The organism is Thalassospira sp. SM2505, from assembly GCF_054901115.1.
In genome coordinates this window covers 1,807,992-1,832,342 of sequence record NZ_CM142731.1, presented here as the reverse complement: position 1 = coordinate 1,832,342, position 24,351 = coordinate 1,807,992, and the positions used below count along the sequence as shown (strand labels likewise).

The window sequence follows — 24,351 nt, the reverse complement described above, 5'->3', positions numbered from 1 at the left end:
ATTGCGGGGAATACATTGGCACAGCATGGCGGTCCGCAGCAGCGAATCTTTTCGCCGTTACGCACGGCGCTTCACCGCTTCGCTTTTATATTGCTGATCTTTACGGCTTTCGGACTGATGCTTCTGGGCAAGGCTGATACAGTTCTGATCGAACGTATCCGTGCCGCATCTGCCGATCTTGTATCCCCGGTCATGAATGTCATTTCCCGTCCTGCGGCCAGCATCAATGAACTGACCGACAAGATTTACAATCTTGCCCATCTTTATGAAGAAAACGAACGCCTGCGCCGAGAAAACCAGCAGTTGCTGGCCTGGCAGCAGGCAGCGCGCAACCTGTCGCATGAAAATGTTCGTCTTCGTGAACTTGCGCGTTACACCAATCCGCCTGCCCTGCATCTGGTCACCTCGCGGGTGATTGCTGACATGGGTGGCGCTTATGCGCACAGTGTTATGATATCGGCCGGATCGCGTGATGGTGTTGCCAAGGGGCAAGCCGTTATTTCCGATGAAGGGCTGGTTGGCCGCGTTGCAGAGGCCGGTTATCAGGCATCGCGTGTTCTTCTGATCACGGACATCAACTCGCGCGTACCGGTCATTGTTGAAAACTCGCGTGATCGCGCATTCCTGTCGGGTGACAACACCAACCGTCCGCTTCTGACCTTCCTGACCGCGGATGCGGCTGTCGCACCCGGTGATCGCATTCTGACATCGGGTCATGGTGGTGCCTTCCCGCCGGGTATCCCGATTGGCGTTGTCTCGTCGGTTTCGGAAAATGCCGTGCGCGTCGCCCCATTGTTCCGCCGTCATCAGCTGGAATATCTGCGGGTTGCTGATTACGGCCTTCAGGGCATTCTGAGCGAAAAACGCATCCGCGAAAGCCAGTCTCCGGTCAACCATAACGATACCCAGCTCTCACCTGACATTCCCATGGGTGTTGGGGTGGTACCGGAAAATGCGCCTGCAACATCGAACGCTCCTTCAAACGGGGCGACCCCGTGAAACCCGGCGTCTGGCATCGACTGGACGTTGTCGCGCGTGGCCTTTTTCCAGCTTTCAGCGTTTTCGTCCTTTTACTGATCAACCTGCTTCCTGTCAGTGTTCCGTTGCTGGCAACCGCGTCACCGGCCCTCGCCCTGATGGCAGTATTCTACTGGTCGGTGAACAGACCTGATCTTTTGACAGCCGTTGCCGCCTTCCTGCTTGGCCTGCTTCAGGATCTTTTGATGGGGCTGCCGCTTGGTGTCAGTTCACTTGTCCTGCTTTTGGTACAGACCGGATCGGCCAGTCAGGGACGTTTTTTCCATAACAAGCCATTTAGTGTGATGTGGTGGGGTTTTGCCCTCGTGGCGATCCCGGCATTTCTGGTGCAATGGCTTTTAAGCTCTGCGCTGATCGAGGCTTTCTTGCCCATAAAGGCAACCATAATCAGTTATGTCCTGACGGCAGTGCTGTTTCCCATTGTTGCCTGGGCGCTGGCCCGTGCACAAAACAGCCTTCTGCGCTATGTGTAGGACAGCAGGCAAGCTTTGAAACCCTGTGCAAAATTGATGTTTTGGCAACGCCTATCGGATATGCTTGAACAAGATGGTTTCCAAGTTCTGCCAACCGGGATAAAACGGGCAGAAATCTGCAGTTTCGAACTGTAACGACGCGTCTAAAAGACAGGTATTCTTCGCCCATGTGGCATCGCGACTCAGACAGATTCAGAATGTTCACCCGACGCGCCCTTATGCTCGGTGCTGGCAAGGGTGTTTTGCTGACCGGTCTGGCTGCAAGGATGTATTACCTGCAGGTGCTTGAAAGCGACCGCTACCGCACGCTGGCCGATGAAAACCGTATCTCGCATCGATTATTGCCACCGCCGCGTGGATTGGTCACCGACCGATTTGGTGAACCGCTTGCGATCAATCGTCAGAACTATCACATCATGATCGTGCGCGAACAGACACCCGACGTGCGTCGCACACTTGAAATTCTTGACCAGATTATCGAACTTGGCCCTGACACGATTGAACGTGTTGAACGGGATGTGGCACGTCGCCGTTCCTTTGTACCTGTCACAGTGCGTGACAATCTGACATGGGATGAAGTCGCGCGCGTCGGGGTAAATGCCCCTGACCTGCCCGGTCTGATCATTGATGCCGGACGGTCGCGCGACTATCCCGAAGGACCGCATCTGGCCCATACGCTGGGTTATGTTGCCGCTGTATCGGAAAAGGAACTGACTGGCGATCCGTTGCTGGAACTGCCGGGCTTTACCATCGGCAAAAGCGGCGTTGAAAAGGTCTACGATCTTGCACTGCGCGGGACAGCTGGCACCAGCCAGGTCGAGGTTAACGCACTTGGCCGTGTGATCCGCGAACTTGAACGCGAAGAAGGCGATAGTGGCAACACGGTTGTCATGACGCTTGATCTCGAATTGCAACGCTACGCCAATCAGCGTCTTTCGGATCAGGAAAGTGCATCGGCCGTCGTCATGGATATCCATAATGGCGAGGTTCTCGCCCTGGCATCGCACCCGACATATGATCCGAACGCCTTTACCAACGGTATTTCGCACAAACTCTGGAACAGTCTGGTCAATAACCCCTATGCGCCGCTGTCAAACAAGGCGGTGAACGGGACCTATGCACCGGGGTCGACCTTCAAGATGTGTGTCGCACTTGCAGGGCTTGAAGCCGGGATCATTTCACCGAACCAGAAGTTCTTCTGTAATGGTTATCTTGATCTGGGCAATGCCCGTTTCCATTGCTGGAAACGCGGTGGCCACGGCTGGATGAACATGCATGACTCGCTCAAGCATTCCTGCGATGTCTATTACTATGAAATATCGCAGAAAATCGGTATCGACCGGATTGCTGCCATGGCTCACAAGCTTGGTCTGGGCGAAGAGACCGGCATTGATCTGCCGAATGAACGAAGCGGCCTGATCCCGACCAAGGACTGGAAAGAAATCCAGCTTGGCAAGCGCTGGCAGGGTGGTGAAACCCTGATTGCCTCGATTGGTCAGGGCTATGTTCTGGCTACGCCACTGCAGCTCTGCACCATGACCGCGCGATTGGCATCGGGCAAGGCCGTCAAGCCGCATCTGACACGTGATCACGTGACACCTGATGGTGTATCCAGTCGCGAAGCCGAAGAATTCCCCGAACTTCAGGTCAGCCGCGCCAACCTTGCGCGTATTCGCGACAGCATGAACGGCGTGACCAACGAGATACGCGGCACAGGTTATGGTGCGCGCATCAAGACCGAGGGTATGGAAATGGCGGGCAAAAGTGGCACCAGCCAGGTCCGCCGTATTACGATGCGTGAACGTCAGACGACCGGTGTTCTGGGCAATGATGAATTGCCATGGAAATATCGCGACCATGCATTGTTTGTTGCATTCGCACCGGTTGATAACCCGCGCTATGCCTGTAGTGTCGTGGTGGAGCACGGTGGCGGTGGTTCGGGTGTTGCCGGACCAATTGTTCGTGACCTTTTGCAAAAGGCACAGGAACTTCAATCTGCGCGTCAGGGTATCTCGGCTGCCAACCTGCCCAACAGTGCGCAATTGCGGCCACGCACAGCCCAAAACAACGAGAATGAGGGCTGATCCATGGCCATGAGCAAATATCGCATTGGTGAAGATCCCGATTACGTTCCGATTGGGCGCCGTCTTCTATTGTTGAACTGGACGCTGGTTCTGTTGATTGCCGCCCTGTCAGGGATCGGCTTTGCCATGCTTTATTCCGCTGCCAACGGATCGCTCCAGCCTTGGGCCGAACGTCAGATGATGCGCTTTGCTGTAGGCGCAGTTCTGATGATTGTCATAGCGGTCACCGATATTCGGGTTTGGCTGAAACTTGCGTATTTCTCTTACTTTGTGGCGCTTGTGCTTTTGGTTGGTGTCGAAATCAAGGGCGATATCGGCATGGGCGCACAGCGCTGGATTAATCTTGGTTTCTTCCAGCTGCAACCGTCAGAACTTATGAAAATCTCGCTGGTGCTTGCTCTGGCCCGCTATTTCCATGGGCTGACGGTCGAGGATACCGGGCGTATCACACTCCTGATCCCGCCTCTTTTGATGGTTCTGGCACCAGCGGCACTTGTTCTGCGCCAGCCGGATCTGGGAACGGCCCTGCTGCTGATCGCCGGTGGAGGTGTTATTTTCTGGCTGGCCGGAGTTCGCATGTGGAAATTTGCGCTTATTCTGGGCAGTGCCCTTGCCGCAATTCCGATTGGCTGGCAGTTTCTGCGCGATTATCAGAAGAACCGCGTTCTGACGTTCCTTAACCCCGAAAATGATCCGCTGGGCGCCGGCTATCACATTACCCAGTCAAAGATCGCATTGGGTTCCGGGGGATTATTTGGCAAAGGTTTCATGCTGGGTTCGCAAAGTCATCTGAATTTCCTGCCTGAAAAGCAGACCGACTTTATCTTTACCATGCTGGGCGAGGAATTCGGGCTGGTTGGCGGGCTTGCCCTGCTTGCACTTTATGCGCTTGTCATTACCTATGGCTATATCATTGCCCTTCGCTGCCGGAACCAGTTCGGACGACTGGTCGCGATCGGGGTGACATCGACCTTCTTCCTTTATGTCTTTATCAATATCGCAATGGTAATGGGCCTGATACCGGTTGTCGGCGTTCCGTTGCCGCTGGTGTCCTATGGTGGCACGGTGATGATGACCATTCTGGTCAGTTTTGGTCTGTTGATGAGTGTGTCAATTCACCGCGATATCCGCATTTCCCGTCAGGGGAATGACGACGGGCGCAACTGATATCAACCGGCAGTCAGGCCTCCGAATAGTCCGGGATTTGCCTGAAGTCGCATTGTTTACAGCGATTTCGGCCATTTTCCTTGGCCTCATAAAGCGCGCGATCAGCCAGAGAATACATAACACTGGAAATATCGCTGTTTTCCCAGTCCTTGAGGCTTTGGATATACCCGCGGATATCTGCATCAAACAATTTCAAGCTTTGGGTGGACGGCAATCCGGCTACACCAAAACTCGCGGTAAATGAAACAACATTTCCCCCGAACGACACCGATGCATTTTCAAAGGCCACGCGCAGTCGCTCTGCCAGTTTAAGTGCCCCAGCAATTTCTTCCCCCGGAAGCAAGACAGCGAACTCCTCGCCACCCATACGCGCAGGAAGATCAATCTCGCGCACGGTTGCCCGCATGATCCTGGATAACTCAACCAGAACCGCGTCGCCGGTCTGATGGCCATAGGTATCGTTAATGGACTTGAAACGGTCAATATCAAGCAGGATGATTGATACTGGTGTATCGCGACGACGCCATGTTGAAACAGCTTCTTCAAAACGGGCCAGATATGATCGCCGGTTGGGCAAGCTTGTAAGTGAGTCTGTTGATGCCTGCACTTCAAGCTTTTGCATGGCCTCTTTCAGCTCGTCGGTGCGTTCAGCAACCCTGGCTTCAAGATTGACATTGGCATCCATCAACTCATCGCGTGCCTTGCGCAACTGACCAATCTGTCTCCGGATGACGCCAAAAAGTCCTACCGTCACAGATCCCAATAACTGAATTTCGTCGTCATACCTGTGATATGGCGGCATTTCCAAGGGGCGCGTGTCATCTGACGGGTCGGACCGGACCAGATAGTTCGCCAACTGCACCAACGGGCGCGATAAAATATAATAGCTCAGCGCGGCAAACATGAAGGCCATCACGACAGCAAGCACCATTGTTGTCAGAAATGACCATGACAACCTTGACATAAAGGCGCTTGTAAAAACCTGGGGATTGTAAACGACAACCATTTCGCCAACAGTGGCTGCGGGCCTTTGTTCGGGGTCTCGAACCGGCACAATAACGGTTTGAATGCCACCATACATTCTATCCCCCCACAGGCTGGTCGGAATTTCACCGGCAGGGCGCTCTCTGTCAAAAAAGATACCGTGTTCGGCATTGAGCAAGGTGACCCGCTGAATGGAACGCTGGTTCATCATGCCGCGTGCCATCACGTCCGCGAGTTCTCTGTCACGCCGAAGAAGCGACTGAACAGCCACAGGCACGTTGGACGACGTAACCCTTTGATTGCTTTGGTGGTAAATTTCCGCAAGCCATTGATAATCGTGATAACCGCGTAGCACAACGATTATCAAACCGAGCCCAAGGGCGAGAAGCATCGAATATTTAAGCTGACGGGCAGCAATTGTACTCCCCAGCTTCAAACCGGCCAGCATATCGTTATGCGTTTCGTCCAACTTCTTTGGCAAGCCAGCTTCCCTCATTCGCTTAAGGTCGTTCTTTTTCGGACGCTTTTGCTTTTTATTGGCGGTGGCTCTGCGTCAAAAGTCCGAACTGATATTCGGACCGGGTGGGTGAATTGACAAGACTAAACCGGGAGAAATCTATTTTATTCCAATCCCGTGAAAACAGAACATCGCCAAACTCGGGCAGGTTTGCACGCGTAACAGCTTCCATTCTGAAAGTTATTTCGGGAGTGTCTTTCAAAATTGCAACATCGTTAATATAGTCATGCAACAGCACCATGACCCAGGCCCCGGCAAAGAAATGTCCGCCATGGGTTAATGTCATCTGATTATTCAGGACAGCTGCCAGCCCCTCTCTGGACCAGTTCAGACCACCAATGACAACATCCTGTCCCGGTATTTTTCCAGCAGCTTCAAGTGCCGCAATCGCACCCAGAGCAATATTGTCATTGGCGGCCCAAACCGCATCTATACATCCACCGCGCTTTAACCAGGCCTCTGTCTGTCGATAAGCCTCGTCATACGACCAGTTGGCGACCAGCCGGCGCTGTTCATCAAGGACAGGATAGCGGCTTAGGGCATGATCAAGTCCGGTAAGACGTTCCAGTGAGGCTGGCGTTTTACGGTCACCCGCAATCGACAACAGACACAGTTTCCCTGGCAACTGATCAGCGTTAACCGCACGTGCGCCGTCAATCAGGGATTTTGCAATATCATAGCCTGCCCGTTCGTTATCGGGGGTCAGGGTCAGGATCCAGTTTTTTATGTCTTTGCGCGGCCGACCATACGTGTCTTTTTGTTCCTCGGTCAGGTCATTGAGCAACATGATCACAGGTATGCCGCGCTGCTCTGCCTCCAGCACAATACGGGTTCCCTGCTGATACTCGTTCACGGCGATAATGAAGTCAGGCGGCGGTTGAAGCGCAAATGCCTTTTGCGCACTTTCAACCATCATTTTCCAGTCCCGGTCGCTGTCAAACACGATCAGTTCGTAGCCAAACTGATCGGCAGCAGCCTGCATGGTATCGCGGACATCCTTCCAGAAGCCGCGATCACCATATCCCGGATTGATAAAGGCCACACGAATATGGTCCGGCTGGCTTTCGTTTTGGTCTGCGCGGGCCTGAATCGATGCCATGGCAAAGAACAGTCCGCCCCCAAACAGACACAAAAAAATCCCGCGCAATTCTCGTTCCCCGACGAAACACCATCCAAGGCCAAGTAAAAATTTCAGCCATCCATACGACCGGATAGTGAATTTCGCCTCAAAGGTCAATCAGACTGCGCAAGTTTACTTTAGAAAATCCATAATATTCACTGATTTGCCACATGCCACCGCTCTAAATCCAAGTGAACCTACTGAATTATATTATCTTTCTTTGAGGCACAACATAACCGCGCAAACAAGGATTTACCTCGTCTGATACTTGCAACAGTTGCTGGATTGTTGATCAGATTGCGTTCGGCCTGATGCAGGCAACCGGATTTATGGCGCGCCGGACTGGGCGCGGCTCAGTGCCCGCGCGAGCTCTTCATTGCTCATATTGGCGCGATCTTCAATCCCTTGCTGTTGTGCAAGATGATAAAGGTCATCCCGGCGCCATTTGTTATAGTTCGGCTTTTTATAAGGGCGGAACGCAGACGTTTCCCGTTCTGAATTTCCAGAGAGTTTGTTCAAGCTCGCCACTCTTGCCTCCTTTATGGGACGGTCACAAGCAATCCCGGCACATTTCTCTCCCCCACCTGTAATAGTGCCGTAATATTTCATTTAGGTGGGTTTGCTGAAATTTCTATTCCCCACTCGACGATTTTACAGGTTTTTCTCGGGAAATATCTGATTACAAAGGAAAAATAACTAGTGGTGGCAAGACAGCCCCAATCAAACAATTACAATTTGTCATCAATTTAATGTTGAATTGTCATTTTTACTATTTGCCCTGAAAAATCTCTGATAGCATCGCTGCAAACAAACACACATCAGGGATAAGTCTCATGGCACTGCATTTTGAACGCCAGGAACTGGCAAACCGCCGCGCCCGCACAATTGAAAAGCTCGAAAAAGAAGGGCTGGACGGGTTGTTGATGTTCCGTCAGGAAAGCATGTTTTACCTGACCGGATATGACACATTCGGTTATGTGTTCTTCCAGTGCCTTTATCTGGGCGTTGATGGTCGCGTCGCGCTGATCACCCGCGCCCCGGATTTGCGGCAGGCACAACATACCTCGGACATTGAAGATATTCGCATCTGGGTCGATGGCCCGAATGTCAATCCAGCCTTCCAGCTGCGTGACATGCTTGCCGAATTCGGCTGTTCCGGCAAGAAACTCGGCGTCGAGTATGAGGCCTATGGCCTGACGGCAGCCAATGGCAAAAAGCTCGAAACCGCTCTTGATGGTTTCTGTTCGCTTGAAGATGCTTCCGGACTGGTGTCCGAACTGCGCGTTGTCAAAAGTGCCGCCGAACTTGATTACATCCGCAAGGCCGCCGAACTGGCCGATGATGCATGGGATGCTGCCCTTGATACGGTCCATGCCGGTGCCTTTGAGGGCGATATTCTTGCCGCCATGCAAGGTGCCATTTTCTCGGGTGGTGGCGATTATCCGGGTAATGAATTCATTATCGGGGCCGGGCGGGATGCCCTTCTGTGCCGGTATTTCACAGGCCGCAAACATATTGGCGAAACCGACCAGATCACGCTGGAATGGGCCGGTGCATATCGCCACTACCATGCGGCAATGATGCGCACAATCCCGGTTGGCAAGGCCCTGCCGCGTCATATCGAAATGCACAAGGTTGCAACTGATGCGCTGGTCGCCTGCCGCGAGGCGCTCCGCCCCGGTGAGCCAATTGGCAAGGTCTTTGATGCCTATGCCCGGGTGTGTGATCAGGCGGGGATGCAGGCCCACCGGCTTAATGCCTGCGGTTATTCAATGGGAACGACCTTTGCACCGAACTGGATGGACTGGCCAATGTTCTATCATGGCAATCCGGTCATTGCCGAACCCGGTATGGTATTCTTCCTGCACATGATCCTGATGGATAGTGAAACCGGGATCGCAATGTGTCCGGGCCATTCGGTGATTGTCACCGAGACCGGCAATGAAAGCGTTTCCCGCCACAGCGTCGATCTGATCACACGTTGATCTTGAATATCACAAGGACAACCAGTTCTGGTTGTCCTTGCTTTTTGGCACCCGGCCAAAAGAACCGATCAGCTTAATTCCGCCATCATGGCCGCAACGCTGTCTTCCACCAGCTTGTCGAGTTCGGCAATGCGGGCATGAAGCCCATCCCCGTATGTCCCGTCATATTTTTCCAGATCACGTGCCGCATCCGCCAGTTTAAGGGCCGCCATATTGGCCGCCATACCCTTTATGGTGTGGGCTGCCCGATACAATGTTTCGGCATCACTATTATTTGCGGCCTCGATCAGTCGGCTGCGTTCTTCCTGATAGGAAGCAGGTAACAGACCAACCAGCGTTGCAAATTGCTCCTTGCCTACTGCGGAACAAATCTCTGCAAACCGGTCCTTATCGATCAAATCCATACCTGCCTCTTTTTTTATCGGGCACCAGAAACACACAGCAACCGCAGCGCTTCTTTGCTCCACCAGCAACCTTTGGAATATTAACCGACCCTGTTGCCAGAACAAAGCTCCAGAACAGCATTGGCCCAATCCACCGTCTTTACATCAATGTCCTGCATGTGCCGGTATTTTTCGAACTGGCTGGCAATCAGAACCAGACGTTTTTCAAATGCCGGGGGCTGTTCAAGGCTTAAAAGTTCCTCGGCAAGTGGATCGAATGCCGCGTTCTGGAATTCAAGAGACAGGCTGATCCGGGGTTCGGTCGCATGTATGCTCGCCCGGCTTCCCCAGTGATATAAATCCTGTCGCCAGCCCATCACCGCACCCGGCCCCGCCGGAAGTGCCCTGACATCCTGCAAGACAACATCTTCCGGCTTGGCGACCGGCGTCTCATAACGCCTTTCAAAAGAACGCGGCAAGACATACATGCACCCGTTATAAGGCGTCGCGTTGCTCAGCGGCACCCATAGCGACAGGCTGATCAACATGTCATCACCAATCGCACTTTCGCCCTGATAGTCGCGATGGGGCGGCCAGCCCCGCCCGCCATCTGCCGGATTGACATGCCATGCCCAAAAATGCGGAAGCAACGCGATCCGGTCACCAAGGAAGTGACTGAGCAACGGTCGAAGACGCTGAAAAACCTGCCATGCCTCGTCATAAAGGTAAATCATCGCCGGTGACAGGTCATTGGCCACAAGGGTTTCGATCCCCTGACGCAGCTTGGCGAGTTCATCGGCGGGAAGAACATCTTCAATCAGGAAATACCCCTCGTCCCAAAAACGGTCCGAAAGTGCACCACCATCAAATCCGCCATTCCCCGCTCCAATTTCCTCGATCTTTGCAAGGGCATCGGTTGCTTCCGAAATCGATAACTGCGGATTAAGCTGCTGCCAGGATACGGGCAGAATGGCGTTTTTCGGTGTGATCATCGACAAATGTCCGGTATTGAAGATGGCCGGACGATACGCAGCACGGATCGCATTGGCAAGTCCCGTTCGATCATGGCAAAACGTCCCGGAATTAAGACTTTGCGCCTTAAAAATCAGGTTTGGCACATCTATGGTATCGAGCAACACCCCGCATCAGCCACAAGCTCCGATCAATCATGGCGGGGCGATAGATGCCGCTTCACGAAAATACGGCATCCCCGCTGAAGACTGGCTTGATCTGTCAACCGGGATCAATCCGGTGGGCTATCCCGTCATCGATATTGCCACCGCCCATTGGCAACGTTTGCCATTAGCGTCCGAGCTTGATCGGTTGAAACGTGCAGCTTGCGATTATTATGGTGTCCCTGCACCGGATTACATGGTCTGTGCACCGGGCACACAGGCGCTTATTCAAACCATCCCTTTCTGGATCAGGGACCGGATCGACATATCAAAGGTTCACATCATGGGGCCGACCTATGGCGAACATGCCCGGTGCTGGACACGGGCCGGGCATGACTGCGCCCCCAATGAAACTGCATCCGGTGACCGTTTTGATGCGACCAAGGAAATCCTGCGATCTGCGGCCCCCGGCACCATTGTAATCATTGTTAACCCCAACAATCCGGATGGCGGCATCCTGCCCCCGTCTGAAATCGCGGCGCTCTCCGAACTTGCCAAGCAGGCGCGAAGCTTTCTGATCGTTGATGAAGCCTTCATGGATTGTCAGCCGGACCAATCGATCTGTCCGATCATTGGTGACTTGCCCAACACGCTTGTCCTGCGTTCATTTGGCAAGTTTTTCGGGTTGGCCGGGGTCCGGTTGGGATGCGTTGTTATGGCACCCGACCTTGCCGCTGGCTTGTCCGAACGGATCGGGCCGTGGGCCATTCCGGGCCCGACCATTGAAATTGCCAGGCGCGCCTTCGGGGATCAAACCTGGCAGAACCAAACCCGGTCCCGATTGGCAAGCGACGCTGTGCGACTGGATGATCTGATCGGCGCAAATTCGACCTTGACCCTTTCCGGGGCGACCGATCTGTTTCGCTATTACGATGGTGCGGATTGCGCAAAACTTGCCGACCATCTTGCCCGATACGGCATTCTGGTACGTCTGTTTGATCATGATCACAACAAGGTCCGCTTTGGCTTTCCCGGCACCGAGCCGGAATGGCAGCGTCTTGTCAGCGCACTTGATGACTGGAAAAGCCGGGATCACGCATAGGCACTTTTACAGGCCGTTATCTTCCCATGATTGCTTTTTGCGATAGATCGTTGACGGACTGACGCCAAGTGCATCGGCTGCCCGCGGGATCGATCCGCCACACCGTTCAATCGCCTCTTCAATCGCCTGCTTTTCGACCTGCCAAAGCGGCCGGATTTCAGAATATCCCAGTCCATTGTCGCTTAGCCCACGGGGGGCCATGCCGGTACGGTCACCCGATGCCGTGCCAACACCGACAAGCTGGCTGTTTTTTCCCGTCTGATGGTTTTCGACAACCTTTCGCATCTGGCGCGCACCGGCGAGAAAGGCCAATGCCTCGGGGTCGCCTTCCCACAACCGGCCAGTCCCGCCTGTTTCGCGCGAGACCACAGGATGGGGTGGCGGGGCCTCGATCGTCGCGGATCCGAAATGGTCATCCTCGGTACCGCTATTAACCGGGCGCGGCACCATCGAAAGGGTAACTTCCGTCCCGTTATTGAGAACAACGATGTTACGGATGATGTTCTGAAGCTGGCGGATATTCCCCGGCCAAGTATAGCGCGCAAACAGGGCCGAGACTTCGGGGCTGAACTTTTCGAAATCACGCCCTTCTTCGCGGGTATAGCGTTGCAGGTAAAAATTGGCGATCTGCAGGATATCGTTGTCGCGATCACGCAAGGGCGGCATATGAAGCGGGATCACATGCAGACGGTAGTAAAGGTCTTCGCGGAACCGTCCGGTGCGCACTTCTTCAAGCGGGTCACGGTTGGTTGCGCATACAAACCGGACGTCCACGGTTTCAAGCGAACTGCCACCGACCTTCTGGAACGTTCCGGTCTGAATGAAACGCAGAAGTTTGGTCTGAAGATCCAGATCCATCTCGCAGATTTCATCAAGAAACAGCGTTCCACCCTCGGCCCGATGGGCCGCACCCTCGCGATCAGAAACGGCACCGGTAAACGCCCCTTTGACGTGACCGAAAATCTCGCTTTCCATTAGGTCTTTGGGAATGGCACCACAGTTAAGAGGAATGAACGGCGCCTTTGCACGTTCGGATCGGCGGTGAATGGCTTCGGCTGCCAGCTCCTTGCCCGTGCCGGACTCTCCGGTGATAAAGACGGTCGCTCGGCTTGGCGCGGCATTTTCGATAATGCGATAGATGTCGCGCATGTTTTCCGAACCGCCAATGATGTCGAAATACATCTTGTCGGTTTCTGTTTCGACCAAATCTGTGTTCGGGCTGTTGGAAATTGATGGCATTCCAGCCAGTGCCTTGGTCACGGTTTCGCGCAATTTATCTGCTGTGAACGGTTTAAGCAGAAAATCCCAGGCTCCTTCGCGCATGGCCTCGACCGCGACATTGACCGACCCGTGGGCCGTAATCACCACAACTTTGCAATCAGGTCTGATCTGTGCGGCGGCGCGCAATACTTCGCGACCGTCCATATCGGGCAAAACAAGGTCAAGAACCATGGCATCAGGCGGATTTTGGTTCAGACGTTCTATGGCGTCTGCGCCCGTCACGACATGATCAACCAGATGACCATCCGCACGCAGGTAGTCCTGATACACCCGCGCAAGCGATAATGTATCCTCAACAATTACAATGCGTGCCTGCTCTGGCATTTTCTGGTTCATGTCCCGATATAGCCACTATAGCCCAGCATACTGATAGCGCCGTGCCCGTCACAACGTCTAACATTCTTGCAGTGGCATCCTAAAGCATACACAATCAGACTTAGGTTAAAAAAGGTATAGTTTTTACGACGTTACCCGCTGCCAGGAGTATCAATTTTGAACTACAAGACAGAATGCGCCAATGGGACCACGACAGTCGAACTTGGTGGACGCTTTACATTTGGTGACCATTCCAGTTTTCGCAAACTGATTGAAGAAATCCGGACCCACGGATCAAGCACCTATGTTCTGGATGTCGCTGCGGTGGAATTCATTGATTCGGCGGGCCTGGGGATGTTGCTTCTCGCCCGTGACGAAGGCGAAAAGACCAATACCACAGTCGTCATTCGTGGCGCACAGGGACAGGTCAAACGCATGCTTGAAGTCGCCCGGTTTGATACCTTGTTCAAGCTTGAGAACTAATCCATGGCCGCTGGCAGAGAAAGCCGCATGAACCCGTCCATCGCCGTTGCCCAATCGCTTGCCCTTGATGATGTGGATGCGTTTATCGCCAGCGGTGCTATTTGGGAAATGCCCGAAAACCGCTCTGTCAGATATACATTTGGTCAGACACCTGAGGATTTTTCCCACAGCAATCATTTCTCTGCCTGTCTGGTCCCCCCTGACGCCAGCCGCGAATGGCTTGGCGCGCTGACCAGACTGAATTGCGACGTCTTTGTCGAATGTTCCCGCGAGATAGATCTTGCCGATATTGCCCCTTTGATCAAGCAACAAGGTGGCAACAAGAACACCCTGTCCATATGCCTGTCGACGCGAAGCGCCTATTACCTGCCCGTCGCCCGGAAATTTGTAACCGCACTACGCCATCGGGAACTCATTGGCGAAAAAATCGCCCCGACAGTCGAGATGGCTGTACAGGAAGCCTTTGCCAACTCCCTTATTCACGGCAATCTGGAACTCGACACCAGCGGCCATCTGTCGATGGACAGCTTTACCGAACTGGGGGAAGAAACCAAACGTCGCCTTGCATCTGGCAAACATGGCGGACGGGCCATCCTGCTGACCGCACGCAAGCGCAAAAACGGCCATATCGTTATTTCAATCAACGATCAGGGAAATGGCTTCACACCACCTGCCGACTCCTGCCCAACCAATGTGGCAGGGCGCAAAACGACCTTCGGACGGGGACTGCCATTAATCAGAAGCCTTTGCCATGCGGTGAATTTCTCCCGTGACGGACGGAGCATAGAACTTGAATTTGATCAGGAAGGCACTGAATTCCCGTCCTCATCGACGCCTACAAATGCCCGACTGACAAGCCAGCCGGCTCACGAAACCGATGTCGATATTCGCAATCCTCAGAACGCGACCATTCTGATTGCCGATGACACATTGCTGTCACGCGAAATCATCGCGTCCTACCTGCGTGCAGAAGGCTTTACCAACCTTGCATTTGCCAAGGACGGTGAGGATGCCATCGAACAGGTCCGGAAACACAATCCCGATCTGATCATTCTCGACATCATCATGCCGAAACTCGATGGTTATGGTGTCTGCAAGGCGCTGCGAGCCAATCCGGATTTTGCCGAAACCCCGATCATCGCCCAGACAGCGCTTGAGGAAAATGAGGGCCGCACACGGATTTTCGATGATGGCGCGACCGACCTGATCCTTAAACCGCTCAACAAGGCGGAACTGATTGCACGTACCCGCATTCACCTTGAAAACCGCCTGCTGGTCAAACAGCTTCAGGCATATCAGGAAAGAACCCGGTCCGAACTGACCCTTGCCCGCGACATGCAGGAAAACCTCAACCCGGCGCCTGAAAACTATCGCGGCACCGGACTTGATTACGGATTACGGATCAGCGCCACCTTCCAGATGTCATCCGAGCTGGGCGGTGACATGTGGGGACTGGTGCCAATTGATGAACATCGGCTCGGTGTTTACATTGTTGACTTTGCCGGTCATGGCCTGGGTGCAGCATTGAACACTTTCCGTCTGCATTCCCTGATCTGGTCCGATCAGCTTCGCGACCGTGAACCCGGTGACTATCTTGAAAACCTTAACCGCCATCTCAAGGGCCTTTTGCCCGTCGGGCAATATGCCACCATGCTATACGGGGTCATTGACCGGGTTCGGGGCAAGTTCACCTATGCCAGTGCTGCCTGTACGTCACCGATCCTTGGCAACAGCCTCACTGGGCAAGCGCGCTATCTTGACGGGTCGGGTGTTCCACTGGGTGTCATTCGTGATGCACGCTATGAAACGCGAGAAGTCAGCTTTACGGCCGCCAGCTTCCTGCTGCTTTATAGCGATGCGCTGATTGAAACCACACTTGATGATGGGCAGTTCCTGAGCGAGGACAAGTTGCTTACAATGCTGCGTGAAACCATCATCGAAAACCGCAAGGAAATTGATCTGGCAGCCCAGATTGCCGATCAGTTCATGGATCGCGCCCCGGCCAAACTTTCAGATGATTTTACGATTGTGTCCCTGCAATCAACACCGATCCCCTGCGCAATCTAGCCAGGTCGAACCGGTCTTCAGGAACGATAGCGCGCCCGTCCGACGCTTGACTGGATCAGATCGCCAAACGGTTCAGCCTCACCCCAGACAAACTGGGTGCGATCAACTGTTGGCTCGGGACGTTCACGGATCACGATGTCACGTTTGGATTGCAGACGCCCGGCAATCACGGTCCGCACCAGATTTGCCAGTCCCTTGCGCGCACCGGCATGATCAGGTTCCGCTGCAAGAACCGCCCCCAATTGATCAAGTGCCCGCATCTTGTCACGGCACCCGAGAAGATCGGCGGCAAGAACCCGCAATTCTCGCGCATCGGGTCGCAGGCTGATCGCAATTTCAAGATGTTCCAGTCCGGTTTCCCGGCGACCGGTCTGAAGATAGACCCGCGTCAGGCCCAGATGCGTAGATGCGTCAAGATCATCAAGCAGCAAAGCCCGCCCAAACGCATTCAGGGCCAAATCCCCCAGACCGAGGTCAAGCAATACATGCCCAAGAACCCGAAGCCGGGCTGGCTGACTTGGCAGACCATCAATCAGGTCACGTAATCGCGCACGAATTTCCGGCGCAAGATCAATCTCGCCTGCAAATGCGATATGCTGTGACTGCGAAACCTGTGTCTGCGACGACATTGCCAGATGCCCCGTTCCCGCCAAAAATCGGGATCGGCAGTCAGGTTTGACTGAAATTTGAGATCCCGCGTGAAACAGATTAACGCCATCTGGTTGCGGGAAGATTAACCGGGTCGTCTCAAAAGTCGTTTGGCATCTTTATAAATGCCCGGTATCGGCGCCGTCAGGATTTAAGGTTGTCAGATAAAGGCATCAGGTGTGGTTCGGGCGCGGGCCTGGCAAAGAAATAACCCTGCATCAAACAGCCACCAAGCACGGTGATCTCGTCGCGTTGATGTTCGGTTTCGATACCTTCAAGGACACAATCAATCCCAAGATTTGCACACATGTCGATCACGGTTTTGACAATCCGTCGGCTGCGTTCATTGCCGGGAAGCGGTGTGATAAAGCTGCGATCAACCTTAAGCACATCAAATTCCAGCTCATGGACGTAACGCAAACTGGAATAGCCGATCCCGAAATCATCAAGGGCAATACGCGCACCATGTTCACGCAAATATCTAATGCTGGTCCGTGCAGCGGCAAAATCTCGCAGAAAGGCCGTTTCGGTGACTTCAAATGTCAGTCTGGCCGGGTCAAGTTTGCGGTTTCTGATCTGTTCGATCAGCCATTCGACCGTGTCAGACAAAACAATGTCACGAGCTGACAGGTTAAAAGATACCGCAACCGAATTCGGCCAGTGCATCATATCGGCCAAAAGTTTTTCAAACAGAACTCTGGTCAGAAGGTTCACCTGACCGGTTTTTTCTGCCACCGGGAAAAATGTCCCCGGCGACACCCGTCCCATCAGGACACTGTCCCAACGTGCCAGTGCTTCGACCGAAACAACGTTACCCGACTTCACATCAAAGACCGGTTGATAATGAAGGGTAAGTTCTTTTGAAAGGTCGGCTTTGCGCAAAGCCTGCTCAATCTGGGAATCATGCCGGATCAATGTTTCATGATGGGCCGCAAATAACACCGGTTCACCCGGACAGTTCTTCTTGGCGTGATACAGGGCGAAATCGGCACGCTCGAACAATCCATTCGAACTGCGTGCAACACTGGGGTAAGTCGCAAAACCCAACGATGCAGAGACCTGAACTGTAATCGTACTCAGCGTAAAAGGCTGATTAAGTGCCTTACAAAGACGATGACCAAGCTCGATCAGCTCGATTGCATCCCCCTGTTTGGTCAAAACGGCACCAAACTCGTCCCCGCCCAGTCTGGCAAGAAGCGTGTCCTCACCAAGTATCCGCCGCAATCGTTCACCGGCCTGCATCAAAAGCTCGTCCCCGGCCGGATGTCCATGGACGTCATTGACCGGCTTGAACCCGTCGAGATCGATCATCGCAACAGCAAATGTCTTCTCTGGCTCCGACCTTTTGACCATTTCATCAAGATGAGTGAAAAACGCACGTCGGTTTGAAAGACCGGTCAACGGATCAATCAGGGCAAGAGCTTCGTTTTGGCGGGAAAGCTCGATTGTTGTCTGATGCTGTTCTTCAAGATCAAGCTGGGTATCAATGAGTCCGGCAAAATTGGCATAAAAGCTTCGAATGATCTGGATGATCATCACCGAAACCAACGCCATATTGACCGCGATCGCGACATAGACCTCGTTGCCGCTCAATCCGAAGAACATCACAAAGGTGCCAAGCACAATCACCACGACAAGCATTGCAGCAGGCGGAAAGTTCACCAGACAGAAGATACAACCAACAACCGTGATCGAGATGAAATAGGCGACATGCCCCTGTTGATAGGCATCGCCATAATCGAACATTGTAATCGCCCAAGCGGTAAACAGAACCGAAACCGTCGCAGCAAGCACCCTTATCCGGCGCAAATGACCCAGACATACACTGATATCATCAATGTCGACTCTTGCCCGGCTCCAGGCTATTGCGCGGGCGATGCACACAGTCCCCAGAACGATCACTGCGTAGACCGTCAGCCAGTCCGGTGCATCACCATAATGCGTATAAGCCAGTGCCACCGCATTGGCGAGCAACAGCATGTAAAGTACAGGAATTTGGCGTGACAATGCCTGGACCTGCGCACGGATCAGCTCCGGTTTTTCAGTTTGGATCTTGAAGATATCGGCAACATGTTGCCAGAACTTGCCGACTGCCACGAATCAGGAACCCAATACATTCATTGTCATAGCGAAATACTACACACAATTTATATTAGACAACATACCCTGATCTGCCCATGCGCTGCAAACGCACAAATTTCAACGCATATTGGCGATGACACATCCCGCCCCGGCAAAGAATTGGAAAATTCGCGCAGCCTTTCTATTCCGTGGTCTTTTGTTTTTGCCTGACGGGGTTCCTGTTGCGGGTCTTGGCACCTTTTGCTGCCTCTGCCCTGTGTGCAGCGCCGAGAGCCATATGGGCAAACTTCATGAGTTGATCGGTGTCATCGAACCATTCGCCCGGCACTTCGAAATAGGACAGGTGCGCGCGTCCCGACGGCACAAGAAACGGCTCCATTCCCATGGCTTCATAGGTTTCGCTGGTTTGCGCATCGCCTTTGAAATAGGCCACATCATCGAAAATGATCGCAAAGAACAAGCCGTTGCAATAAAGCCCGAAGCCGCCAAACATCCGCTTCGCCCGAATGTTTCCCAGCGGTGACAGAAGTTCCGCGAAGGTCAGAACAAACTCGTTATCGACCGATGCCATTGAGTATCTCCCCCTCGACACCCTCGGAAATCAGATAGTCCCGCAATGAACGCCCCGGCACGGGTCGGTATTTGTTGGTGGAAATTTCCATACCGCGAATACGATCGGCACGGAAAACCCGAAAGGCCTCGCGCAACTCGCACCAGCACGCCAGCAACCATGTGCTACCGAAAAACAGCATTCCCAAAGGCCAGACACGTCGTCTGGTTTCATCGCCCTTGGCATCGGTATAGTCGATATCAATCAGGTTACGTTCCCGAATGGCACGTCTGAGGTCTGGCATCGAAATCGCGATTGGTTCCTGCGCAATTTCCGCCACCGCAATCGGCACGCCGCCAATCAACCCGCGCATTTTCTCGGGCAAGACGGCCTCGATCTTGGTCAGCGCATCGCCTGCGGCCCGTGCCATTTGCGGATCGGTCCAGCTTTGTACCATGCGTGCGGCCACGACCAGTGCCTCGATCTCGTCGGCATCAAACATCAAGGGTGGCAGGTCATATCCATCACGCAGGATGTAACCAACGCCCGCCTCGCCCTCGACAGGAACACCTGACGCAGCAAGGTCGCGGATATCGCGGTAAATGGTACGTTCGGAAACTTCCAGTTCCTCGGCCAAGTCACATGCCCGGCACAGTTTCCGGCGGCGCAAGATTTGGACAAGGCGAAATAGTCTGTCGGCCCTTCTCATGATCACTCCTTCGTCATCCTGCCCTGAAAATTATCATACCGCTCCTGACAGGCTCCTGTCAGGAGGGATGTGTAATTATTGCGAAATCGGGACAGGACCTAAACGCCAATGTCAGGAGAAAGACAATGAAAGTCACCAATTCCTATCTAATCATCATCACCGACAAATTCACTCAAAGCCGCGCCTTCTATAAGAAGCTCGGCTTTACCCCGGTCTTTGATGGTGACTGGTATTGCCAACTTGTCTGGGCAGATTTCCCATCCGTCCAGCTTGGCTTGATGAAACCGGGTCACGAAACCCAGCCCGCCATTTTCCACGCCGCCACCCTTGGCGAAGGCAGCGTTCTTTGCCTTGAGGTTGAGGATGCCGGTCTGGCGGCAGACGAATTACGCGATGCCGGTTTCGACTTCGCCCTTGAAGTCCGTGATGAACCGTGGGGACAGCGCCATTTTGCCCTGCTTGACCCGAATGGCGTGCGCATCGATGTCGCAAGCCAAACCGGTCAGATCGCCCCGGAATATGCCCAGCATTTCCTTGATGATGCACAGGCTGTTATCGCCTGACCTCCTCGCGCCGGATATCAAACCCAATCGCCCCTGCATGAAAGCAACAGCCCGCCAGATGGCGGGCTGTTTTCATCAGATCAGTGTTTTGGCAAAGTCCGATATTGCGCTGGCCGCATCGGAAATATTCTGGCTTTGGGTTCGCCCGGAACTTGTGCGCGGCTTGAAATCATGTTCGCCATCTTCGACCCAATGCAGCCTGATAGCATCTGAAAGATCATAGCCCGCGATCTCGTCAGGCGAGCCGAACGGGTCGCGCGTGCCATGACAAATCAGGGTCGGTGTCACAAGTTTTGCCAGATGCTCTGTGCGCAGGTTGTCAGGTTTTCCCGGCGGATGGAACGGATATCCAAGGCATACAAGCCCCGCCACACCAAGATCATCTGCGACCATGCTGGCCATCCGCCCGCCCATGGATTTACCCCCAAGGATCAGCATTTCCGGCCCGCCAAGCTGTGAAACGACCTCGCCCAGAAACGGGATCAAAACCGGTGCCCGATCCGGCCCGCGCTTTTTGCCATCCAGCCTGCGCTTGGCCATATAGGGAAATTCAAACCGCGCAACCCGCAAACCGCCTTTGGTCAGTGCCCCCGCCATTTCATTCATGAACGGACTGTCCATCGGTGCCCCGGCCCCATGCGCCAGCACGATGGTCAGCTTGGCATTCGCGTCGCCATCAAACAGAAAGCTGATCGGATCGGTGCTCATTGATGATCCCTTTGATAAATCGAACAATAGCTTTAAGTCATACGCAACGGGCACGCCCTGTCCAAGCGCAATCATGGTCTGACCGACTGGCCCGCGATATTCACCGCGCAAAGACTCTATTCTCAAATGATTATAAGGTTATAATTGCCAAACCCGCCCCGTCGACACGCCCCAATTGTCGAACCATGCCGCGTCGCGCCACCCGCGATGATTTGTCCTTCACAATGCAAAGGCCATAATCGTGTCATCAGAACGCCCTGAAACACCAGCCGCCCCGCCCAGAGAACGTATAGGACGGCTGCCAAAACCGGTTCAATGGCTATTGATGATAGCCGTATCCCTGGCTGTCTCCGTCGTTCTGCATCAATGGCATGTACCCGCGGCCCTTCTGGTTGGTCCGATGATGATCGGCATTCTGATGGGCACCAATGGCGCAACCATCACCCCGCCCAAGGCGCTTTATCTTGGCGCGCAATCGGTGCTCGGGGTCATGATCGGTGGATCAATGACGATTGGCATCCTGACTTCCTTTGTGCAGGACTGGCCGCTGATCATTGGTGTAACGACCATGACCCTTCTTGCCAGCAGCTTTTTGGGCTGGATCCTTTGCGTCAAACAGGTTTTACCCGGAACAGCAGGCATATGGGGATCATCGCCCGGTGCGGCCTCGGCAATGGTCATCATGGCCGAGGCCTTCGGGGCAGATGCCCGTTTGGTTGCCTTCATGCAATATGTGCGTGTGGTGATCGTCGTGGCCGTGGCCTCAAGTGTCGCCAATTTCTGGGTCGACCCGGCGGTCGCCGCCGCAGCCGCAGAAGCCCATCAATGGTTTCCGCCCCTTGATGCGACAGGTTTTGCCATGACGCTGGTGCTTGCTGCTGTTTGCTGTGTGCTTGGTGCGAAATCTCGTTTGCCGTCGGGCCCGCTTCTGGTGCCGATCATCCTTACGATGATCCTCCATGTCAGCGGTTATCTTGATGTGGTATTGCCCGAATGGTTTCTGGGCCTGACCTATGCAATGATCGGCTGGGTCATCGGGCTTAAATTCACGCCATCGGTTTTGCGCCACGCGGCGCACGCCTTTCCCAAGGTTCTGTTATCGATCGTGATGCTGATCGGCTTTTGTGCCGGGATTTCTGCCCTTTTGGTTATCTTCATGGATGTCGATCCACTGACCGCCTATCTGGCCACAAGCCCGGGCGGCCTTGACTCCGTTGCCATCATTGCGGCCAGCACCAATGTAGACCTGTCCTTCATTCTGGTCTTGCAGGCAACCCGGTTCTTTATGGTTCTGGCTTTTGGGCCACCCTTGGCACGCCTGGTGGCAAGGCGCACAGCTCATCTGACCAAGCCGGATGGCGAAATTATCTAGCTCGCCTAAAGCGCAAGAATTTTGCCGACAAAACCTTCAACCCGGGCGCTGAGCTCGGCCCCCTGTGTTTCAAGGTTTCTGGCGGCATCCCCCAGTTCGGATGAAACCGTATCGGTGTGTTTGATCGCATTGGTGATTTCAACAACGCTGTCCCCGACAGAGCGTGCCTCGCCGACTGCAACACTGGCATCTGATGCAACCGAGATACAGATGCCAGCCTGCTGTTCGGTTTGCGATGCCGTGGTTTCAGAGCGCGCCTCAAGATCATCCATGGCCACTGCGATCTGATCTATATCGCCACCGGCCTTGGCAATTGCGTCAAGCATCGCACTCATCCAGCGCGAAATTTCGTCCGTCGCGCTGGCCGATTGCCCGGCGAGTGCCTTGACCTCCTTGGCGACAATTGCAAAGCCTTTGCCCGCCTCGCCAACACGTGCTGCCTCGATCGAGGCATTCAGTCCCAGCATCTTTGTCTGTGCTGCAATCGCCGAGATTGATGACAACATCTTTTCAGCATCAGCAGCACGTTCCTTAAGGGACGCAAACGTATCGCGCATATCACGGGCCTGCCGTCCGATTTCATGGGTGGTTCTGACGGTATCAGCGGCATCGGCTCCAACCAGAACCAGCTGATCTTTCAGGGTCTCCATCTGTTGGGCGACATTTTCAATGCGCGAAAGTGCCCGCTCGGCAGCCTGATCAATTCCCTGACTGCATACGCGGGTTCGATCCGAACTGTCGCCCAGAATATCAAGCGCACTGCGCATCTGGCTGACCGCAGCCCCCAGCATCCCAACCGTCCCCTGAACCTGGCTTTCGAAGTCAGAAGCCAGTTGTTCCCGTGATTTAAGAACCTGTTCGCGTTCAAGAATACGGGCAACCTGTCCGCCGACGAAACCCAGTAGTTCGAGCATCTCGTCATCAAGTTTCGCAACATCGGGGCTAAAGAATTCAATCACACCCTCCGTCCGGCCAGCCAGCTTGACCGGCAAGGCGAAGCAACCGCGCAACCCGTTGCGTGCCGCAGACGATGCGCGAAGAAAACCGTCCTTTTGTGTCACGTCCGGAATACAGACAGCATCACCGTTTGCCGCAACAGACCCAATCAATCCCTGTCCCAGTGCGAAAACAGTCTGTTCGGACTGAGCGCGAAAGTCGGCGATATCTGACGCGGAAATCGACGCGCTAACCGACCAGATTCCCGCAGACGACAACTGATCTCCGTTCCGCACATAGGCATGCCCGACCGGCCAGTTACAATATTCACAAACGGCACGCAGAATGTCGGCAATGGCTTCATTGCGTGCGGAGGCTTCATCAGCGACAGAACTTACCCTGCGCAACAGACGCAAAATATCAACCAGTGCCGTACCATTTGGCACACGCTGGAAATCACGATCATTTTCGGGGGATACGGAACGAATAAAACCGGCAAACATCTGATAACTCCGAGGCTGAAACGGTCCGTGATCCCCAAAGGGTCCCGAACAGGTTGCGCAAGCCTCGTTGCCTGCCGATTTTGGAAATGCCAAGGCGCCGTTGCCTTTAGCTGCTGTTACATTAGCGTAATATTGCACACGCGAAAAGAACATTTCGCGTGTGCAA

The 24,351-nt window shown here is 53.9% G+C and carries 22 protein-coding genes; 10 read left to right on the top strand and 12 right to left on the bottom strand.

The window, feature by feature from the left end:
* Nucleotides 1-15 precede the first annotated feature (15 nt).
* The 4 genes from mreC to rodA all read left to right on the top strand — a co-directional run bounded on the left by mreC (nucleotide 16) and on the right by rodA (nucleotide 4,762).
* Nucleotides 16-999, top strand: a complete 984-nt coding sequence (gene mreC, locus ACTU44_RS08255; protein ID WP_114099275.1) for a rod shape-determining protein MreC — start codon at nucleotides 16-18, stop codon at nucleotides 997-999.
* Complete coding sequence (gene mreD / locus ACTU44_RS08250) at nucleotides 996-1,511, top strand: rod shape-determining protein MreD (protein ID WP_114099274.1); 516 nt, start codon at nucleotides 996-998, stop codon at nucleotides 1,509-1,511. The genes mreC and mreD overlap by 4 nt, the downstream gene beginning before the upstream one ends.
* A gap of 167 nt (nucleotides 1,512-1,678) precedes the next feature.
* The gene (mrdA, locus tag ACTU44_RS08245) at nucleotides 1,679-3,595 is read left to right on the top strand and encodes a penicillin-binding protein 2 (RefSeq protein ID WP_114099273.1); all 1,917 of its coding nucleotides are present in this window, start codon (nucleotides 1,679-1,681) and stop codon (nucleotides 3,593-3,595) included.
* A gap of 3 nt (nucleotides 3,596-3,598) precedes the next feature.
* Entirely contained in the window at nucleotides 3,599-4,762 is a 1,164-nt protein-coding gene (gene rodA / locus ACTU44_RS08240) for a rod shape-determining protein RodA (RefSeq protein WP_114099272.1), read from the top strand.
* Between the two features lie 13 nt (nucleotides 4,763-4,775).
* Here the strand turns inward: rodA and ACTU44_RS08235 are convergent, their stop codons facing one another.
* From ACTU44_RS08235 to ACTU44_RS08225, 3 genes are all read right to left on the bottom strand, one after another.
* Nucleotides 4,776-6,227, bottom strand: a complete 1,452-nt coding sequence (locus tag ACTU44_RS08235; protein WP_114099360.1) for a GGDEF domain-containing protein — start codon at nucleotides 6,225-6,227, stop codon at nucleotides 4,776-4,778.
* Nucleotides 6,228-6,279: 52 nt separating this feature from the next.
* A complete protein-coding gene (locus ACTU44_RS08230) occupies nucleotides 6,280-7,362 on the bottom strand; it encodes an ABC transporter substrate-binding protein (RefSeq protein ID WP_114099359.1) in 1,083 nt (360 codons plus the stop codon).
* 348 nt (nucleotides 7,363-7,710) lie between these two features.
* Nucleotides 7,711-7,911 (bottom strand): hypothetical protein, encoded by a 201-nt coding sequence (locus tag ACTU44_RS08225; protein WP_114099358.1) that lies wholly within the window; start codon nucleotides 7,909-7,911, stop codon nucleotides 7,711-7,713.
* A gap of 305 nt (nucleotides 7,912-8,216) precedes the next feature.
* Here ACTU44_RS08225 and ACTU44_RS08220 point away from each other — a divergent pair, with 305 nt between their 5' ends.
* Nucleotides 8,217-9,368, top strand: coding sequence for a M24 family metallopeptidase (locus ACTU44_RS08220; protein ID WP_336083493.1), 1,152 nt, complete (start codon nucleotides 8,217-8,219; stop codon nucleotides 9,366-9,368).
* A 68-nt stretch (nucleotides 9,369-9,436) separates the two neighbouring features.
* Here the strand turns inward: ACTU44_RS08220 and ACTU44_RS08215 are convergent, their stop codons facing one another.
* Nucleotides 9,437-9,772, bottom strand: coding sequence for an Hpt domain-containing protein (locus ACTU44_RS08215; RefSeq protein WP_336083495.1), 336 nt, complete (start codon nucleotides 9,770-9,772; stop codon nucleotides 9,437-9,439).
* Between the two features lie 80 nt (nucleotides 9,773-9,852).
* The gene (locus ACTU44_RS08210) at nucleotides 9,853-10,887 is read right to left on the bottom strand and encodes a phytanoyl-CoA dioxygenase family protein (RefSeq protein ID WP_462097176.1); all 1,035 of its coding nucleotides are present in this window, start codon (nucleotides 10,885-10,887) and stop codon (nucleotides 9,853-9,855) included.
* On the opposite strand from ACTU44_RS08210, the gene cobD reads away from it, so the two are divergent.
* Nucleotides 10,874-11,968: a threonine-phosphate decarboxylase CobD gene (gene cobD / locus ACTU44_RS08205; protein WP_462097175.1), complete on the top strand. Its 1,095-nt coding sequence runs from the start codon at nucleotides 10,874-10,876 to the stop codon at nucleotides 11,966-11,968. The two genes, ACTU44_RS08210 and cobD, sit on opposite strands and share 14 nt — an antisense overlap.
* Before the next feature lie 6 nt (nucleotides 11,969-11,974).
* On the opposite strand, the gene ACTU44_RS08200 is transcribed toward cobD, so the two are convergent.
* The gene (locus ACTU44_RS08200) at nucleotides 11,975-13,573 is read right to left on the bottom strand and encodes a sigma-54-dependent transcriptional regulator (protein WP_462097174.1); all 1,599 of its coding nucleotides are present in this window, start codon (nucleotides 13,571-13,573) and stop codon (nucleotides 11,975-11,977) included.
* Between the two features lie 168 nt (nucleotides 13,574-13,741).
* Between ACTU44_RS08200 and ACTU44_RS08195 the strand changes: the two genes are divergently transcribed.
* Both ACTU44_RS08195 and ACTU44_RS08190 read left to right on the top strand, forming a co-directional pair.
* On the top strand, nucleotides 13,742-14,047 hold the full coding sequence (locus ACTU44_RS08195; protein ID WP_336083503.1) for an STAS domain-containing protein: 306 nt from the start codon (nucleotides 13,742-13,744) through the stop codon (nucleotides 14,045-14,047).
* Between the two features lie 3 nt (nucleotides 14,048-14,050).
* Nucleotides 14,051-16,114, top strand: coding sequence for a SpoIIE family protein phosphatase (locus ACTU44_RS08190; RefSeq protein ID WP_462097173.1), 2,064 nt, complete (start codon nucleotides 14,051-14,053; stop codon nucleotides 16,112-16,114).
* A gap of 17 nt (nucleotides 16,115-16,131) precedes the next feature.
* Here ACTU44_RS08190 and ACTU44_RS08185 read toward each other — a convergent pair whose 3' ends face one another.
* The 4 genes from ACTU44_RS08185 to ACTU44_RS08170 all read right to left on the bottom strand — a co-directional run bounded on the left by ACTU44_RS08185 (nucleotide 16,132) and on the right by ACTU44_RS08170 (nucleotide 20,103).
* Complete coding sequence (locus ACTU44_RS08185) at nucleotides 16,132-16,743, bottom strand: tetratricopeptide repeat protein (RefSeq protein WP_462097172.1); 612 nt, start codon at nucleotides 16,741-16,743, stop codon at nucleotides 16,132-16,134.
* 163 nt (nucleotides 16,744-16,906) lie between these two features.
* Nucleotides 16,907-18,859, bottom strand: a complete 1,953-nt coding sequence (locus tag ACTU44_RS08180) for a putative bifunctional diguanylate cyclase/phosphodiesterase (RefSeq protein ID WP_462097171.1) — start codon at nucleotides 18,857-18,859, stop codon at nucleotides 16,907-16,909.
* A 166-nt stretch (nucleotides 18,860-19,025) separates the two neighbouring features.
* Nucleotides 19,026-19,415 carry a TfoX/Sxy family protein gene (locus tag ACTU44_RS08175; protein WP_336083512.1) on the bottom strand — a complete coding sequence of 130 codons (390 nt, stop codon included), beginning with the start codon at nucleotides 19,413-19,415 and terminating at the stop codon, nucleotides 19,026-19,028.
* Entirely contained in the window at nucleotides 19,399-20,103 is a 705-nt protein-coding gene (locus ACTU44_RS08170) for a helix-turn-helix transcriptional regulator (protein ID WP_114099263.1), read from the bottom strand. Before ACTU44_RS08170 ends, ACTU44_RS08175 begins: the two co-directional genes overlap by 17 nt.
* 125 nt (nucleotides 20,104-20,228) lie before the next feature.
* Here ACTU44_RS08170 and ACTU44_RS08165 point away from each other — a divergent pair, with 125 nt between their 5' ends.
* On the top strand, nucleotides 20,229-20,666 hold the full coding sequence (locus ACTU44_RS08165) for a VOC family protein (RefSeq protein WP_462097170.1): 438 nt from the start codon (nucleotides 20,229-20,231) through the stop codon (nucleotides 20,664-20,666).
* Nucleotides 20,667-20,741: 75 nt separating this feature from the next.
* Here the strand turns inward: ACTU44_RS08165 and ACTU44_RS08160 are convergent, their stop codons facing one another.
* Nucleotides 20,742-21,374 carry an alpha/beta family hydrolase gene (locus tag ACTU44_RS08160; RefSeq protein WP_462097169.1) on the bottom strand — a complete coding sequence of 211 codons (633 nt, stop codon included), beginning with the start codon at nucleotides 21,372-21,374 and terminating at the stop codon, nucleotides 20,742-20,744.
* A 325-nt stretch (nucleotides 21,375-21,699) separates the two neighbouring features.
* Between ACTU44_RS08160 and ACTU44_RS08155 the strand changes: the two genes are divergently transcribed.
* A complete protein-coding gene (locus ACTU44_RS08155; RefSeq protein WP_462097168.1) occupies nucleotides 21,700-22,746 on the top strand; it encodes an AbrB family transcriptional regulator in 1,047 nt (348 codons plus the stop codon).
* Nucleotides 22,747-22,751: 5 nt separating this feature from the next.
* Here the strand turns inward: ACTU44_RS08155 and ACTU44_RS08150 are convergent, their stop codons facing one another.
* Complete coding sequence (locus ACTU44_RS08150; RefSeq protein WP_462097167.1) at nucleotides 22,752-24,185, bottom strand: methyl-accepting chemotaxis protein; 1,434 nt, start codon at nucleotides 24,183-24,185, stop codon at nucleotides 22,752-22,754.
* Between the last annotated feature and the right edge of the window lie 166 nt (nucleotides 24,186-24,351).

Coding starts and splice junctions, on each gene's coding strand:
- ACTU44_RS08230 (WP_114099359.1), bottom strand. CDS start 7,362: ATGGCATCGATTCAGGCCCGCGCAGACCAAAACGAAAGCCAGCCGGAC.
- ACTU44_RS08165 (WP_462097170.1), top strand. CDS start 20,229: ATGAAAGTCACCAATTCCTATCTAATCATCATCACCGACAAATTCACT.
- ACTU44_RS08220 (WP_336083493.1), top strand. CDS start 8,217: ATGGCACTGCATTTTGAACGCCAGGAACTGGCAAACCGCCGCGCCCGC.
- ACTU44_RS08160 (WP_462097169.1), bottom strand. CDS start 21,374: ATGAGCACCGATCCGATCAGCTTTCTGTTTGATGGCGACGCGAATGCC.
- ACTU44_RS08175 (WP_336083512.1), bottom strand. CDS start 19,415: ATGGCATCGGTCGATAACGAGTTTGTTCTGACCTTCGCGGAACTTCTG.
- ACTU44_RS08185 (WP_462097172.1), bottom strand. CDS start 16,743: ATGTCGTCGCAGACACAGGTTTCGCAGTCACAGCATATCGCATTTGCA.
- ACTU44_RS08190 (WP_462097173.1), top strand. CDS start 14,051: ATGGCCGCTGGCAGAGAAAGCCGCATGAACCCGTCCATCGCCGTTGCC.
- ACTU44_RS08215 (WP_336083495.1), bottom strand. CDS start 9,772: ATGGATTTGATCGATAAGGACCGGTTTGCAGAGATTTGTTCCGCAGTA.
- mrdA (WP_114099273.1), top strand. CDS start 1,679: ATGTGGCATCGCGACTCAGACAGATTCAGAATGTTCACCCGACGCGCC.
- ACTU44_RS08200 (WP_462097174.1), bottom strand. CDS start 13,573: ATGCCAGAGCAGGCACGCATTGTAATTGTTGAGGATACATTATCGCTT.
- ACTU44_RS08150 (WP_462097167.1), bottom strand. CDS start 24,185: ATGTTTGCCGGTTTTATTCGTTCCGTATCCCCCGAAAATGATCGTGAT.
- cobD (WP_462097175.1), top strand. CDS start 10,874: ATGGTATCGAGCAACACCCCGCATCAGCCACAAGCTCCGATCAATCAT.
- rodA (WP_114099272.1), top strand. CDS start 3,599: ATGGCCATGAGCAAATATCGCATTGGTGAAGATCCCGATTACGTTCCG.
- ACTU44_RS08155 (WP_462097168.1), top strand. CDS start 21,700: ATGATAGCCGTATCCCTGGCTGTCTCCGTCGTTCTGCATCAATGGCAT.
- ACTU44_RS08170 (WP_114099263.1), bottom strand. CDS start 20,103: ATGAGAAGGGCCGACAGACTATTTCGCCTTGTCCAAATCTTGCGCCGC.